Origin of the sequence: Pedosphaera parvula Ellin514, from assembly GCF_000172555.1 — a bacterium.
GTDB lineage: Bacteria > Verrucomicrobiota > Verrucomicrobiia > Limisphaerales > Pedosphaeraceae > Pedosphaera.
This window is the reverse complement of the sequence record NZ_ABOX02000001.1, coordinates 70,183-86,469: the sequence shown is the minus strand read 5'-3', so window position 1 is coordinate 86,469 and position 16,287 is coordinate 70,183. Positions and strand designations below refer to the sequence as shown.

Sequence of the window (16,287 nt, the reverse complement as noted above, 5' to 3'; positions counted from 1 at the left end):
AGCGGGGCTGATGATCGTGAAGGATTTTTCAGAAAAGCTTGCGAGAGTGGAAAAGGTAACTCAGGCAAACTCGGATGCCTCACTCAACATGCCAATGGCGTGTTCAGAAGAACCAGCGCCTTTGTCTTCCATGTAGATAAGGTAATCAATGATTGCCTGGCGTTGTGCAGAGGTCAATTTACTCATTCGCACTACGAAATGACCTTTGGCCTCCTGACAGTATTCAAAATGAAACCGGATGGCATCCGGTATCACGTCACCTTTTTCGTAGAAATCGATGGAAGCAAGCATGAAAGCAGGCAGGAAATAATGAAAGGCCTGCGGGGTGAACAGGGACAGAGCGGCGTTATTATTCCGCAATTCTTCAACCGGATATCCAGTCCATTGTTTTCCCCTAAAATATTCCGCGATTCTGCGGCATTCCCGGCAATTGTACGGACAACGGGTGATGTTGTTATCGCCCGGATAGGTAACATCGGCAAAAGCTTCTTCAATGCTCTGTTTTAATGACATAAAGATGAGGCCTCAAGAGCTCTAGACATTAGGTGTTCGACTGGGTTCATGTCAAAAACCAAATAAAGAGAAATGGGTGCCGGGATTGAATCAGTTCTCGTCGATCCACCCTGAACCGCATGGTTCAGCAGGGAAGAGAGATATGGAAAGAGCCCAGCCCTGCTCCCGGCCATAATCATGAAGATAAGCACCAAAGTGGTGCCACTGCGGAAATCCCTGCTGCAAGGCCAGCAGAATTGGTTCGATGCTTTCCTCTTCATGAATTCCGCAAATTTCCAGCCCGTATTCATGGTGGAGAATATCTATCGAACCGTAGTCACTAAACCAGTTGAAGCCGATTTCCTCCAAAATAGCAGATGCCTGGCTCCGACATTCAAACAATTCCGGGTAAAACTCGAATGCCTTCGTTTCCTGGTCAGATTGGGCAAAAATACGCACCTCAACTCCATGGGCATTGAGATGGCTTCGTATCCGCGGGAGGATGCGTTGGCTGTCCTCAGGGGTGAATGCACTATGAGCCTTGTACCAATTGAAAAAGAATCGGACGCGTTGAGAGGAAGGCACACCAGCCAACACAATGACCCCGTCTTCTTCGTAGGCGGGAAAAATGAATTCGCGATTTCCTTCGCGATAGAGGAGCCGGCCGCTGCCCGGGCATTCGACCGAGTAGTTCCATCTTTTCGTAAGAGAGGCGAGGATGCTCATGGTGCCAAGCTCCGTTTAACGGGCTTTAACAAGCATATGGCCAATAGTTACCACAAATGAAATTAGATGCAACCATGAACATACCTACCGCGGAGGAAGGTTTGACACCAGCCGCGACTTCCATTCAAGAATGGCTTTCTCGCGTGCCTCCTCCTTTTCCCACGGATCAATATTGAAATCATTACCCAACTTTTGCCGCAGCAGGTTGGCAACCCGGATGCGGGCCATCAATCCCGGGTTTCTCAAGCCTTCGAGAAGCAATTCCGGCTGCCGTTGTGCGAGCAGAGAGAGCTTATCCACACCGAAAGTCCGATATACTTTTTCCTTTCGGTCACAAAAATCCAGCACCATGGCAATCCCCTCCTGGACTGTCTTGGGATTGGTGGAGTTCAACATTGCTTCGACTTGGCGGGCTTTGGAATCAAACTCTTCCTTCTGAGCCACCGAAAAGCTGAGGTTTGTGACGCCTTGTTGAAGAAACTGGGTGAAAGGCTCAGCTTCCATAAAACCGCTTGATTTCACCACCTCTTCACCATCGGAATCGAGAATGACGAAAGCAGGAATGCCATGCACGGAATGCATGGCCGCAAGTTCTGCATTATTATCAATGTTCACCGCTACCCGTTCGAACTGGTTCAAGGCATCGGTAACTTTCCTGTCCTTGAAAACCTTTGTCTCCATCATTTTGCAATAGGGACACCACGGGGCCGTGAATTCCATCAGCACAGGATGATGCCTGGCTTGGGCGGTTTTGAGCGTGTTTGTAAAATCGGTGCTCCAATTGGTTACTTCACCTGTGACCCGACCGGCAAACAATAGGATCAACAGGGGGACGAAAATGAGTTGGTTGGGAATTTTCATGGAGATTCCTTTTTCAAGCCAGCGGTCCGCAAAGGTTCCTTGCCATGTTCCACCTGAGGCCAGAAATGATTCCAGTCAAAAGGCCGGCTGAATTCGCCGTAGTGGCATTTCTGGCAATCGCCTGCAGCCAATGGACGAAACTTGAAAGTAATTGCCAATTTTTGCTGCCGTTGCGCAACGTGCAAACCTCCAGGCCCGTGGCAACTCTCACAACCGACGTTTGCCATTTTCTTTGCCGCAAATTCCCTCCGGTAACCTGAGGGAGAACCGAAGCCTACCGTGTGGCACTGAATGCAATTTGGATCGGCATCAGCGTGGTTGGAGATCAAGGCCGTCATCGCTTCAGCATGTCCCGAATCATGCCACGCTTTCGCAGCCGTTTTATGGCATTCCACACAACTCTCGGTGCCAACATACTCTGCCGCGGCCTTTACCCCGGGAACCATGTTGTCCTGCAAATTTGCAGGATTATCGATTGCAAGCCTGGTGGTGCGAACTTCGTTACGGTACTGAGCGGCCAGTGCGCGAACGCTTTCATCCTCGGGCACTTTATCGTGCAAAAGAAGAATCTCATGTCCGAGTCCGGCCAGCTTCGCCCTGCCTGACACCCGAACTTTCAAAACTCCTAGCGCCCTTCCCTCGTTGGCGGTATAGAGAATCAGACTGTGATTTTCGTGGTCCAGCTTTTGGGAAGGCTGGCTGACTTTGCCGCCTAATATTACATCCAGTTCGTAGAACTCCTGGGCCAGCCTGGCTAAAGTCTCCTCGTCCGTAAACGCAAGCAGAATAATCACATCTGCCTTGGGCTTTAGTTCGGGCAGCAATTTTTCCAATGTGACCTCCATCTTCTCAACGGCCACTCCTGGACCAAGGTTGCCGGTTTGAATGCGCGAGTCAGTGACTCCTAACAATGCCACTTTGTACTTGCCTCGCTGCACAATTTTATAGGGCTCACAAATACGCGCGCCGGACTTGTCATCCAGCAGATTCGCACTGATAAGTGACACGGGTGATTCCCTTTTTAACAGCTGCAATTGTGCCAGGGAAAGCTGTGCTTCCCGTTCTCCAAGGTTCACAACGTCATAATTCATGGAAGCGTAAGCCTTGAGCATATATTTATACTCGATCAGGTTGTAATCCTCCTTGCCGCGAATGGCATTGCCAACATCCACACGGATTCCATTGGGAACAGGTTCGTTATCCAAAACTGTTTTTAGACGCGTGAGCCCGCCATACTGCCCGGTGAAACATCCACATGGAACCAATCGTCCACGGGTGTCTGCGGTAAAAAGAACAGTGAGATCCACAGGAACCGGCTTGGGATTTTTGCTGAAAGCGAAATAGCCACCCAGCGCTCCCATTGCGATCAGGATAATGATTATCGCCAGCCAGCGTTTCATCGGTTCAGTAGAGCAAGGAATAGGTGAAAATATTTACGTTCACTTTCGCAGGATCAGCAATCTCATTGCCCCCGCAACAACAGCAACCTTCTGCATGTGCCACATCGTTAACTCCCTCCTTGGAATAGATCGCCACGATCCGGCCATTAAGTTCCAATCCCTCCAGCATCACCAGCACGCCGTGTTTGTCCACCAACCGGGTGATTTTATTCACCACCGAAAAAACCGGGTGAGACATGGGAATTTTCTTTAACGCCGCCTCTGGAAAGCAAAGTCTCATTTCCTTGCGAAAGGAGGCATCCCATTTCTCATCCGAACAACCGGGGCTGGCCAGGAGAAACCCACCGTTGCTCAGGTATTTTTTTAAATTATCCCGTTCCCGTTGCGTCAGCGTGAATGATTCATTCCCTGAGAAAACGCAAAACGGATAATCAAACAGGGTGTCCGCATCCAGCTTTACCGGACAGAAGTGTTTCCCCACATCCAACGTGGTATCGCGCGCAACATCCGATAGAAATTTGTCGGCAAAACAAACGGAGCTTTTGTTTCCTGCGTAAATGAGGTTACCGCATTGGATGCGAGTTAAATCGACAGGTGCAGCAGAACGCACTGAGGTTTCCAGCCACAACATTCCTGAGAGCAGGATGCAGGTCCTGCCGAGTTTCCACCACTCGCCACCGCCGTTTGCCGCGCTGAGCTTCATATCACATTCACTTGGTTATGGCTTTAAAATACTGATCCACGATGTCGCCGTATTCATCGACCGTGGTTTCCGAGGTCACCGCTTCGGACTTACGGTTAACCGATTTCACATCCTTCGTGGATTCGGGTTTTTCGTAGGAAAGGTTATCGCTCCCGAGCTTTTGCTTTTCCTGGCTCCGGCCATTGCCGCCGGATTGTCTTGCGTCACTTTTGGAAATCATCGATTCGTTGCCGAGAACTCCCATGTTGGGACCTTGCATCACCGCGTAGCCTGAACTGCCGGCTGCTCCCCTGCCTTGTTTGCCTTGTTGTCCCTGCCCCTTTCCGTTACCCAATTTATGGGACTGCATCATTTGCGCAAAGCTGTTTCCCGCCCCCATCTTCTTTTGCAATTTAAGATAATTATCCATTTCCTCGCCTTGTTGTTGTCCCTGCGCCTTGCATTCGCCGAAGAGTTTTTCCATTTCTGAGCGCAAACGATCCGAGGATTGAAACGCCTCTTCGCCCTTGGCCGCGAGCATGGAACTGGTCGCCTGTTGAGCCAGTGGATTCATCCTCGCGCTATTCATTTTGTTTGCCAGATCTTTGGCACTTTGGGCACCCTTGGGAAAAAGCTTCTGGGCAGCCTTGGAATCTTCACGAAGCTTTTGTTCCAAATCCTTGAGCTCGTCAGCCATCTGCTTTTCATCAGCCGCCAGATTCTTTAAAGCCAGTTGATCTTCACGATTCGAAGTGTTCGCACGGTTATACGCCCTTGTTTGCTCTGCGAGTGCCTGCTGCGCCTGATATAAATCTGTAAAGTGGTTGAAGTCCTTCAGGATATCCTGCATCCGGCTCATGTCCTCGATGGTCTGAACCACTTCCTTCTCAGCCTGTTCCTGAGCCGCACCCAGCCTGGCCAGTTGTTCATCCGACGCCTTCTTAAAATCTTCCATCATCTTTTGATCCATCTGACGTTGCCCGGGTGCCGGGGAACTCCGCCGGGCCACATCTGCGGCAGCCTGACTATTTTTGGCAGTTGAATCCCGGATGTCCTGTGCCTTTTGCTTCAAGCTGTTTTGAAATTCGGCTTCGATATCGTACAGCGGCTTCTGTCGAACGAACTGGTCCATCTTATCCGCCGTTTTGCCCAGCTTTTGATTCAACTCATTTTGTTTTGCGAGGAGGCTGTCGAGGGACTGCTGCAAAGCCTGCTGTTGTTTCTCATCCGCGTGTGTCAGTTTCTTTTTCAGATCACCGATGGCGTCCCCAATTTTCTGCTGTTGCTCGACTTGATCGTGAAACTGATCCAGCAGGTCGGTATATTTACCCTCGATGTCGCTGATGTCATTTTGTTCACGGAGAAATTGATTATACTCATCTTCAGTGATGACGGTCAGATTGATGGTTTGACTCCGGGCCAGATTGGCCTCGGGAGCCGTGTCAACCGCCTCGGCAAAGAATGAAATCACGTCCCCGGATTTCACTCCCAGCTTTTCGAAATCGAAGGTTACAGACTCCCGCGCATTCCTGATAATTTTGTCGTAAGTGATTACCTTTGGCGCTGAGTAAACCTGGTTTAGCGCGCGATGGATTCGCACCATCTTCAATCCGTAATCATCATTTGCCTCGATCAGCGCCTCCGTCTTAAAATTCATGGCTACGAAGCAATCCTGCTTGGGACTTACAATTTGGATTTCCGGAGCCAGATCATGGGTGACAGTCAGTGAGCCTTCAAATGGATCTTCCGACCCTATGCCATCGACATCAACCATGGAAAAGCGCAGTCGTCCTGAATCATGTGCATCGACGGTTGCAGCAATTTCGTTTCCTCCCGACTTGGTCATCTGAAGCCGCTGAATTTCAGTGGGGGACTTGACCAACTCCAATGTTCCCTCGCGCAAGGGCCGGTTGGACTGAAAGCGAAAACGCAGCTTGGTTCCAGCCAAAACCTTCAGGTTCTTAAAGTCGAATGGCTTTTCCTCCAACTTCAAGCCGGTGTAAGCCGGGGGAGTAACCTGCACAAAAGCCCTTTCCAATTTCGGTGTGAGCAATACATTGAGTTTTCGCTGCCGGCTCAGGCTGTGTTTGTTTCCGGTGTGGGCAAATAGAACCAGGTCATTTTTGATTCTGGAAATTTCCTGATAAAATCCGAGATTACCCTTATCGAACATAGGCACCGTCACCGCCTGTTCCGGATGATTTGCCGGGAAGTAGGTCAAAAACAATTCACGCGGGCGATGTCCGCCGTGCTTCACCTTCACGATGAAGTTTTTGTTATAAACGACCTGTGCTCCCTTATCTCCAGGGTCAACAATGGCGAGTTGCGTAAACGAGTATGGCGGGTGATCTCCAAGCGGATCAGCGAAGCGCAAAATCTCCGTGGTTGAGACCTGGTAAAACAGTCCCAAAATCAGCACGAAAGCCAAACCGGCGATTCCTGCCAGCCTCAAATCCTTTGCCAATCGACCCGATTTCGCGAGCCTTGGAAAATCAACTGCGCGCAACTCCGTGGCATAACCGGCAACTGCCTGGGCCGCCATCTGGCGGGTCAGGGCATTGAGTTTGGGATTGTGGGCTTCTGCTTCCAACTGCAAAACATTAATCAGTTTCGAACCCAGATTCGGATCGTGCGTCTCTAACAGGCGCGCGGTGCGTTCCAACTGGTTGCGCCGCACCTTGGCTACATAGAAACTCCACCCCAGCACGCCTACGAAAAGTATTGCAAGGACCGCAAGCAGGACCAACCGGGGTCCTGAAGTGAGTTGCAAAAAGAGATCAAGGAGGAAGCAAAATAAAATGAAGCCCAGCAGGTAAGAGCAGGCGCGCAAGAGGAATCCCCGTCCTTGTTCCTTTTGGAAGGAACGATCCGCAGCCTCCAAACCAGAGACGATTGGGTGAATCTCCTTTAGCATAACCCCCACCTTCGACGCAGATACCAGTCGATGCCGAACAGTAAACCTATTAGATAGAAAAACCAAGTTCTATCCCATATGGAAACCAGCCTGGTTTTCGGCGTGCTGTCCAATTTCTCATTCTTAAGTTCCAGGTTCAACTTTCCCAATTCACTTCGCGTCAAGAGTCGTCCACCACTACTTTCACAAAGTCGTTTCAGATACCCCACGTCCGTAGCCACTTCGGTATCTTCCAAATCCTCCTGGTAAACAATGAACCTGGACTCCTGCGCCGTTCCATCTGGGAATTTAACTGCCGCGCGATATTTTCCCACCTTTTCCGGCAGATACTCGGCCATCAATCTCAAGCCATCCTGTCCAGGCACCGGATTCAGTGTGGTTCGTCCAACCTCCTTATCTCCGAGATAATAAACAATCGGCACCTGCTTCACCTGTGCGTTGGGAGTGCGCATCACTACCCGGAAATAAATCTTCTCACCCAGCATGATGTTGGCTGAACTCGTTCGCAGGGAAAATTGCTGGTTCGGTAGAAAGTCTCTCCCCGCCATCAACCACAAAACCATCTGGTCCCAGAACCGGTCGAACAAGTTGTTGACGCCTTTCCACTTTTGCATTGAACGCCCAGCGCCACAATCCATCCACTCCCACACTCAAGACTTGTCCCTGCCCTAATCGGCGCTGCACGATGCCTGGCATCGGCTGACCACCGTTTGCGCTCTGCACCGAAGCCAGGGTGGCCGTAAGCGGTTTTTTCTCAAGCGCATTCCGTCCCGCGATTAGGTCGGGCACGGCATCCAACCCGCCATACTGCTCGGTAAGAATTCGAAACGGTGCGAGAGCCTGTCCTTCGCGACCGATTTGCAAATGGACCTTTTCGCTGACCTTGTCATCCCAAATCACCGGCTCCAGTTCATTCTTCGCCAAATCCCCATCAAAAGCTTTTCCGCGACCAAAGATCACAGTTCCGCCCTGGTTTTTTACATAGTTCTCAAGCAAGGTCAGCTGTTCCCGGTTCAATAACTTTTCGACAGACCGGCCAAGGATGATGAGGTCATAATGATTAAATTCCTCAGCTTTTTCGGGAACCTTCAATTCCTGCTCTGAAGGCTTCTTGCGGATCACCCGCACTTTCTGTGGCGCGTAGTGGGTAATGGAATCCAAATCAATCTTGTCGTTGCGCATCAAGGAGCGTTGCAGAAAAGTCGTGTCCCAGTAGGGTGAGCCTTCAAGCAGCAAAACCTGAATCTGCTGATCAATGACATTTAGATAAGTAATGGCGCTGTTGTTGTCCTTATCAACTTCGTCTTCCAGTGGAATCACGCGCATTTCGTATTCATATTGACCCACTTCGTTTTCCATCACCTCGAACTGCACCGGCATCTCCTGACTCTCCCCTGCATTTATTTTCTGGGTCTGTACCACCTTGTTCTGACGCAGCAATTCCACCTGAATGTCTTCGTAATCACAACCAATCATCCGCAACATTCCGGAAATGCGTGCTTTCTGCTTTACATAGGTGTAGGGCTGATAGCTGGTGATGTGAATCGAGGTGTCTTTCACCTTACCCTGCTTTCCAAGTGCAACGGCATAGATTGGAACCTGGCGTGCCCTGGCAATGAGGGCGGTTTTGGAAGGATTCACCAGTTCAAAGTCGTGGCCGTCGGTAAAAAGAATCAGCGCCTTGGCTCCCTCATCGGCTCCTAATGAATTCACCATGGTGTTGATGGAACGATGAAATCGAGTGCTATTTCCTGCGGGAGCCAGGTCCATCATCGATTTCGTAACCGCGGTTGCATCTTCACCGAATTCAAATAGTCTTACGCCCGGGTCCTTCACCACGCCGTCGCGGGGAACGATGTCCGCATCCATCAAAAGGTTTTCGGCCGCCTCTAACCTTGTCATTTTTTCCTCGTCAGCTTGCTTCATGCTCCTCGAGGTATCCAGTGCCACCAACGTCACCTTTTGATGCATCGGTGGTGGAATTTCTTCCAACCGGGATGGCTGAAGCAATACCAGCATCACAAGTGCAATCCCAATCACTCGAAAAATTGTAAGCAATCCATTTTTCCAATTGCCGACCCGGAACCCAACCCTCTTGTATGTAACGAGCGTTAGTGCTGCCATTATCAGCCCGATCAGGACGACCATCGGCATTGGCAACATCGGGTCCAATACGAGCTCAGAATTGGCTAGCAGAAGATTCACGTCGCCAGCCTCCGCATCCAGAGTTGAAAGGCCATCTCCAACAAAAGGAACAGTAATCCGGCGTAAACAAAATACTGAAACACCGGCCTTCCCTTGACGAGATCTTCGTAGTCCGCCTGTCCCGCGACGAAATGAGCCTGCTGCCCTTCCCTGACGGAATCGGGCAATAACTGTTTATCGACTTGCCGCAAATCCGACTCGTCCGGACTAGCATTAACCGCAAATGCGGCCACTGTTTTGCCTTGCTTGAGGGTGTAAAAACCCAATTCCTGAGGGGCGAAGGAAATGGCATATCTCTCGCCTGCGAGTTCCCGCTTTATCTCAACCGGATTACCGGAAGGCGCCCGGAGGTTGTTCTCCTTTAAATCGTTTCGCCATACCTCGGTTTGAACGTTGTCTCCCACCACGTAGGAAACCGGCGGCGGTTCCTCGCTCGAAATGGTCTTTACCATCTCCTGGATCCATGCCGGAAAAATCTTCTGCCGCGCCAGGTTACTGGAGAACTCGCCGACCGAGAAATTTACCAACAACATTGTCCCTAACCCGTGGGTCATCGAAGCCATGGCGGGAGTTTCGTCTGCATAGGATAAAAGGATGTTACCGGCTCCAGAAGAACTGGCGTTGTAGAAGTCGTAGAACTCCAGCAACCCCAAATCCTGCCGTGTCGAACCACGAAACAGCTTTAAATACTTGGATTTGAAATCCCCCTTGATAATTTGTTGCGCGCCGGTTCCAACATTCTCAACGGTTCGCTTTTCTCCAAGTTTCAAGGGCATTGTCCCCGGTCCGATCACCTTTTCCAAACGCTGCAAATTTTCCGCGTCGGATTTTCCATCCAGGAAATAAACGACGCCACCTCCATTGAACAAAAACTTGGCCAGGGCTTTGCAGGCGTTGTCGGTTAAAGCTCCGGTCCGTGTCAGGAAAATCTTTTTGGCAGAAACCAACTGGCTTTCGGTGATCTCTCCGGATTTGATGTTTCGGGGAAGGAGTGAGCCTTTCAAATTCTCGTACGGATTCAGCGCGGTTTTGACGAAATAAACGGCATCTTTCTCAGGATTTGGATCATCGGAGACAATCAATACTTCCTCTTTCTCCAGCACGGGTATGGTCACGAAAAACCGGTCGTCTTGTTCCAAGCCATCTGCCGGGAGTCGTACTTCGCATTGGTGCAATCCCGGCGCTCCGGGTGCCACCGGCAAAGTTACTTTCCCCACCGACCATGGCGATACAAACACTTCCTTTTCAAAGCTGTTTTTGTCATCCACGAAGACTTTCAACCGATCCTGCAAGGGTTTTTCACTGTAGTTGCCTACACTGATTTCCAACATCACGGTATCTCCAGCCAATACTTCCGCTTGATTGATTGTTGCGCCAAGAATTGCGTGGTTGTCCTTCGTCTTCGAGGAGACATCCACGAAAAACAGCCGCGCCGTTGCCGGCAACGGAGTAAAATCTACATTGGCCCAGTTCTTTCGTTGAAAATCCGAGATGTAATAGATTTCCGGACGATTCCCCTTTTGAGAGACCAATCGCGCAGCAGCTCCATTGGCCTGGTTGAAATTGCCGCGCGTAAATCCAGGTCGAAGATTATCGATGAACCGTTTCGCATCCGCATGGTTCCGGGAGAACTCCACGAAGCAAGTCGACGGATTTTGTCCCACCAACATGACATTCACAAGGTCTTCCGGGCCGAGGGTGTTCAGCAACTTATCAGCTTCCACAATTGCTCGCTGACGGCAACTTACTCCATCGCCCTTGTATTCCATGCTTAACGAATGGTCGATGAGCAACAACACCTGCCGGCTCCCGTCAGTTTTGGTCGAGGAGCCAAACTTCGGCAAAGCTGGTTTGAGAAAGGCTAATAACAAAAGAATCAGGAATGCGGTTCGCAACATTGCGAGAATCCAGTGCCGCCACTTGAACAAACTGGATCTTCGAGCAACGGTTTCCTTGATATTCCTAATGGATGAAAAAGAGAAGAGTTTTGGAAATTTGCGATTCAACAAATGGATGATCACCGGCAGTGTCACCAAGGGTATTAAGCCGTAAAGTAATGATGCATTTAGAAACGACATTGGCTATGGCCTCGCAAGGACGTTGTTGGCACCGCGAAAACCGAGATACGCCTCAATCGCGGCCAGGTAAGGATTGGTGGTGTCCAACAACGTATGATTTATCTGCCTCAAATCAGCTTCCCGAGCGAGCGCATCAATGGTTCCTTTCATATTTTCGCGATAGGATGCCCGTATTTCCTCCGGGTCAACCTGCACCTCTTCGCTCGTTTCCATGTCCACGAACTTTGCCACGGTGAAGCTCGGCAGGTGCAACTCATCGGGATCGACCACATGCAGCAGCAATATCTCGAACTTGCGATGCAGGAATTGTCCCAAGGCTTCGAACAGGTTTCTATTGTCATCCAGAAAATCGGAGATCACGACCAAACGTCCACGCTTTTTGAAGATTCCCGCACACTCATTCAAAGCCTGCGTAACGCCCGTTGTCGCGGCTGGCCTGACCCGTTCCAGCTCAGTCACGATGCGATGCAAATGGCGTCGCGTTCCGCCGGGTGGGATGAATTGATTGACCTTGTTGGAAAAGAGAGTCAAGGAGGCCTTGTCTCCTTGCTTAAGCATCAGGTAAGTGAGGGCGGCGGCGACTTTTGCCGCCAAATAGAATTTCGGCTGGCGTTTCTCTCCGGCATAGCGCATTGAGGCGCTGGTATCGACGAGGAGATACACCACCATGTCAGTCTCTTCCTCGAATTGCCGCACATACAATCGTCTGGTTCGGCCGTATGCCCGCCAATCCAGGTGGGCAATGTCGTCGCCGGCAACGTATTCCTTGTAATCCGCGAACTCGGCTGAAGCTCCACGAAACGGCGACTTATGCTTGCCAACGTAGTAACCTTCAACAGTAGATTTGGCAAAAACGAGGAGATTTTTGAAACGCTCCAACTCCTCCGTATTGAGCAAGGCAGCTGGTTGAAAGCCTATTGGTTTGCCCAGAATGGTTGGTTCAGACGCAGGCTTTGGCTCCTTCAAATGTGCAGGAACGGGCGGCGGCTTTTGGATAACGGGCGGTCTGCCAGCAGCACCGCTCATATTAGTAGCTGGCTGCCGGCTCTCTTCCTTTGAATTGTCTCCCCCCTCCCCCATACATTTGCTACTCAGTTATTTCAGTTTTAATTAGAAACTGCATGTCAGGGCTTTTCATGGGATATCCATTGATCTAGGGGGATTCTAATACTCCTTTTCCTTCACTCCCTTCAAAATGGCTTCCAAAATATCCCGCGATTTCTTCCCCGCCCCGGTTGCCCGATAATTCGTGATCACCCGATGTTGCAACACGGCCATCGCGACTTCTCTGACTTCTTCCGTTTCCGGCGTGAGCTTGCCTTTCATCAACGCCAGGGCCTTCGCTCCCAGAATCAGGTATTGCGACGCACGGGGTCCCGCACCCCATTCCACGTAATCCTTTGCCACCTGCAAGGCTCCCAATCGATTAGGTCGCGTGGCAGTGGCCAGTTCCACGGCATAATCGATTACGTGATCGGAAACCGGCGCGGCGAGCACCAATTTCTGAACCTGAACGATTTCGTCCAGTGTCACCGTGGGCTTTAACTCCGGAAGTTCCATGATGGTGGTGCGCTTCACAATCTCCATCTCCTCGTCCTTGCGCGGGTAATCGAGGTAAAGTGAAAACATGAAACGATCCAACTGCGCTTCAGGCAATGGATAGGTTCCTTCCTGTTCAATCGGGTTCTGCGTCGCCACCACGAGGAAGGGATCGGGCAACGACCGTGACTTTCCGCCCACCGTCACCCTGCGCTCTTGCATCGCTTCGAGCAGGGCCGATTGCGTCTTCGGCGGTGTGCGATTGATTTCGTCAGCCAGCAACAGGTTCGCGAAGATCGGTCCTGGCTGATATTCGAATTCCAATCGACGATCCTTCTCCTGCAATAAATCGGAGCCCAGAATATCCGCCGGCATCAAGTCGGGCGTGAATTGTATTCGTTTGAAACTCAAGTGCAGCACTTCGGCAAGCGTCTTGACCAGAAGTGTCTTCGCCAACCCGGGCACGCCCACGAGGAGGCAATGACCGCGTGAAAATAAACTGACAAGGAGGAGCCGGATGATTTGGTCCTGGCCAACTATCACTTTACCCAGGTCCTGTGTGATCCGCCCATATACCTCCTTGACAGACTGTGGTGATATTTCAGTCATGGTATTAAGTTTGCGCGACTCTACGAAGATTCCAGTTAATTACCAGTGGTAAACCGCCCCATATGAACATGGTCTGAAGATCTCCTGTTTTTGACACCCAAACCTGCATGATTCCATACAAGAGCCCATTCTGTTTTGAATCATAAACTTTCTCCAAGTATGGCTTCAGCAACAATGATTGCTTTCATCTTTGCCTCGCGGTTGAATTCTCCTTTGGTTGACGTTTAATCAAACGCACCATGCATGGCTCATCGTAGGTTCGCCCGACGGACCAGCAAGGAAACATTGCGCCGAAAGGAAAGTATAATCCCGCTTACTTCTGGAGGTTCTAGCGAGCCGAGTATTAGTTCTCCTCTTCAACAAGCTGCAATAACTCCCGGCAGAAGCAAACAGAAACTTTATGGGTCAGTGGATATCGGTCGCAACACGATGCCCAACTTGCGGTTCGGTTAGTATAAGATTTAGCTTAACCGACTTCTGCCGGCATCAAGCTCCTTCTCGTTCGGTTCCCTGCAATTTTTGCAGCCGTTGTGTGAGGAGGTTCAAGAACAGTCCCACATCGGTAACGATGCCGATTGATTCAACGGAACCACGATCGCTCAACTTTGTGACCACCGCCGGGTTGATGTCCACGCAGACCAGCTTCACTCCTGCAGGCGTCATGTTGCCGACTCCAATGGAATGCAGCATGGATGAGAGCATCAGTATCAACTCAGCTCCCTTGATCAACTGGGAATATTCTTCCTGCGCTTTGATCAAATCCATTTGCGTATCCGGCAATGGTCCGTCATCACGGATCGAACCGGCCAGAGCGAATGGCACTCCCTTTTTGACGCAATCGTAAAAGACTCCGCGTGTCAGGACGCCCTGCTCCACTGCCTTGGCAATGCTCCCGCAACCGCGGATGGTATTGATTGCCTTCAAATGGTGACGGTGCCCGCCCTCGACCGAACCGCCCATTTTCAAATCCACTCCCAGGGAGGTTCCCATGAGCGACTGCTCAATATCATGCACAGCTATGGCATTTCCACTTAACAAGCCGTGCACATAACCCTCGCGTATCAACCATGACAAATGCTCGCCTCCGCCCGTATGAATCACCACCGGTCCCGGCACCACCACGACTCTACCTCCCTGTTGGCGAATCCGGCGCATGTCCCAGGCGATCTGGTCAACGGTCAATTCCACCCGTCTTTCGCTCGAAACACCTGCGCCCATGAAAGAGAATTCATGTTCGGCTTGCGAACCGCCGGGCACCTCGCGTGAATCCGTCTTGCGCACGGTCCGCACGCCCTTGCTTCCCACCACAACACGATCTCCCAATTGCAAGTAACGGAACAAAGTGCACCGTGCGGTCTTTTGCTTTTCGTCCACCACGATCACCCCATCCATGCGCTGGTCCTGCACGCGTACCCATTCGCCCTTCACACGCACTTCTGTTGGATAAATGGTTGTGGAAAGAAAATCATCCGGCGCCACGCCGAGCTGGGTCGTCGGCTTTAATTCCGCATCCTCCTCATCCTGTGGCGCAACAACTGCCCCGAGTTCAATCATCTGGCTGACGATTCTATCCAATACAATCTCTGAGGGGGCGGAGATTCTAATGTCGGCGTTGGAGGTGCTATGCCGCTGTTTACCAAGATTGAAATGCAATATCTGAAAACTTCCGCCACTCTGCACAGTCAAATCCAGCGCTCGTTCCAACAGACCGGAATCAAGCAGATGTCCTTCCAATTTAAGCTCACGGCTTTGCACCGCGGTTTTGGCCTTGCGTCGCGGTGGTTCGGGTTCGGTGATCCGCAAGGTCAGACATTTCGCCGCTCCACCTGATTTGATAAATTCACCAAGTGGAGTTTCAATCACCTGGAAACCTCCAGCTTCTAGCCTCGCCCGCAGTTCCGCACCAACCTGACTTAGAATCACCTTGTCTTCGATATTCACCGCATTGCAGGCAAATCGCGCCGCATCTGCCTCCGACACCACAATGCGTTTCTCCTCAGGAACACGTTGCTCAATCAGGCGATTCGAGTAGGCATCCAACGCCTGGGGATAATACAACAGATATCCCCGTTCGAGCGGGCAGAAACAGGTATCCAGATGATAAAAGCGTGGGTCAATCAGGCGAAGGGATAAGACTTCAACATTCAACCACCGCGCGATCCAGGGATGCGCATCGAGCTCAGTTCTAAATCCGTAACCTGCCCATAAGACCTCTCCACGACGGTCCAACAAGGCATCCCCTGCGCCTTCGAACGGCAGATCCGGCGGCAGTTCACAAATTTCAAATCCCTGCTTTTTAAACCACTTCTTGAAGTAAGGTTCCTCGCCACGCCGTTCCCTTGGCAAAAACCGGCTGAGCGCAAATTTCTTTCCGACTGCCAATCCCGCATTGGCAGTAAAAACCATATCAGGCAATCCCGGTTGAGGCGCAATCTCCTCCACTTCCGCATGGTGCTTTAAAATCTTAACCAACCCATCCCATTGAGCCAAAGCCAAGGCGGGCGAGGTCTTATGAATGTTTCCTTCCATCCATGGATTGATGACATAATCCACACTGTAGAGGTCTGGAGGGCATACCAGGAACTGTATCTTCCGCGACATGCGAGTAAGGTTAAGACCGTTCCCGGTCCGGCGCAAACCATCCTGATTTCAGCCCGCCGAAGCGCATATTTCGTCGAATGTAACCCGCGCGAGCAAAGGCGCTTCGATGAACAAAACACTCTTGCTCACATCTTCATGTAATTGGCATTCTTTAAGGATTATAGCTTCGGCAAAACCGCT

Annotated in this window: 12 protein-coding genes; all 12 read right to left on the bottom strand. The window is 50.9% G+C overall.

The window, feature by feature from the left end; all coding sequences use genetic code 11:
- Positions 1-60: 60 nt before the first annotated feature.
- The gene (locus CFLAV_RS00355) at positions 61-513 is read right to left on the bottom strand and encodes a DUF6714 family protein (RefSeq protein ID WP_007412579.1); all 453 of its coding nucleotides are present in this window, start codon (positions 511-513) and stop codon (positions 61-63) included.
- 90 nt (positions 514-603) lie between these two features.
- A complete protein-coding gene (locus tag CFLAV_RS00350) occupies positions 604-1,218 on the bottom strand; it encodes a hypothetical protein (RefSeq protein ID WP_007412578.1) in 615 nt (204 codons plus the stop codon).
- An 84-nt stretch (positions 1,219-1,302) separates the two neighbouring features.
- Positions 1,303-2,079, bottom strand: coding sequence for a thioredoxin family protein (locus tag CFLAV_RS00345; protein ID WP_007412577.1), 777 nt, complete (start codon positions 2,077-2,079; stop codon positions 1,303-1,305).
- On the bottom strand, positions 2,076-3,479 hold the full coding sequence (locus CFLAV_RS00340) for a multiheme c-type cytochrome (RefSeq protein WP_007412576.1): 1,404 nt from the start codon (positions 3,477-3,479) through the stop codon (positions 2,076-2,078). Before CFLAV_RS00340 ends, CFLAV_RS00345 begins: the two co-directional genes overlap by 4 nt.
- Positions 3,480-3,483: 4 nt before the next feature.
- Positions 3,484-4,182 carry a DUF4159 domain-containing protein gene (locus CFLAV_RS00335; protein ID WP_007412575.1) on the bottom strand — a complete coding sequence of 233 codons (699 nt, stop codon included), beginning with the start codon at positions 4,180-4,182 and terminating at the stop codon, positions 3,484-3,486.
- A 7-nt stretch (positions 4,183-4,189) separates the two neighbouring features.
- Positions 4,190-7,075, bottom strand: a complete 2,886-nt coding sequence (locus CFLAV_RS00330; RefSeq protein WP_007412574.1) for a coiled-coil domain-containing protein — start codon at positions 7,073-7,075, stop codon at positions 4,190-4,192.
- Positions 7,069-7,560, bottom strand: a complete 492-nt coding sequence (locus CFLAV_RS00325) for a hypothetical protein (protein ID WP_007412573.1) — start codon at positions 7,558-7,560, stop codon at positions 7,069-7,071. The genes CFLAV_RS00330 and CFLAV_RS00325 overlap by 7 nt, the downstream gene beginning before the upstream one ends.
- The gene (locus CFLAV_RS00320; RefSeq protein ID WP_007412572.1) at positions 7,550-9,280 is read right to left on the bottom strand and encodes a hypothetical protein; all 1,731 of its coding nucleotides are present in this window, start codon (positions 9,278-9,280) and stop codon (positions 7,550-7,552) included. The genes CFLAV_RS00325 and CFLAV_RS00320 overlap by 11 nt, the downstream gene beginning before the upstream one ends.
- Positions 9,277-11,358 carry a BatA domain-containing protein gene (locus tag CFLAV_RS00315; RefSeq protein WP_007412571.1) on the bottom strand — a complete coding sequence of 694 codons (2,082 nt, stop codon included), beginning with the start codon at positions 11,356-11,358 and terminating at the stop codon, positions 9,277-9,279. The genes CFLAV_RS00320 and CFLAV_RS00315 overlap by 4 nt, the downstream gene beginning before the upstream one ends.
- A gap of 3 nt (positions 11,359-11,361) precedes the next feature.
- The gene (locus CFLAV_RS00310) at positions 11,362-12,384 is read right to left on the bottom strand and encodes a DUF58 domain-containing protein (RefSeq protein ID WP_150107189.1); all 1,023 of its coding nucleotides are present in this window, start codon (positions 12,382-12,384) and stop codon (positions 11,362-11,364) included.
- Positions 12,385-12,522: 138 nt separating this feature from the next.
- The gene (locus CFLAV_RS00305; protein ID WP_007412569.1) at positions 12,523-13,506 is read right to left on the bottom strand and encodes an AAA family ATPase; all 984 of its coding nucleotides are present in this window, start codon (positions 13,504-13,506) and stop codon (positions 12,523-12,525) included.
- A gap of 486 nt (positions 13,507-13,992) precedes the next feature.
- Positions 13,993-16,107, bottom strand: a complete 2,115-nt coding sequence (argZ, locus tag CFLAV_RS00300; RefSeq protein ID WP_007412568.1) for a bifunctional arginine dihydrolase/ornithine cyclodeaminase — start codon at positions 16,105-16,107, stop codon at positions 13,993-13,995.
- Positions 16,108-16,287 lie beyond the last annotated feature (180 nt).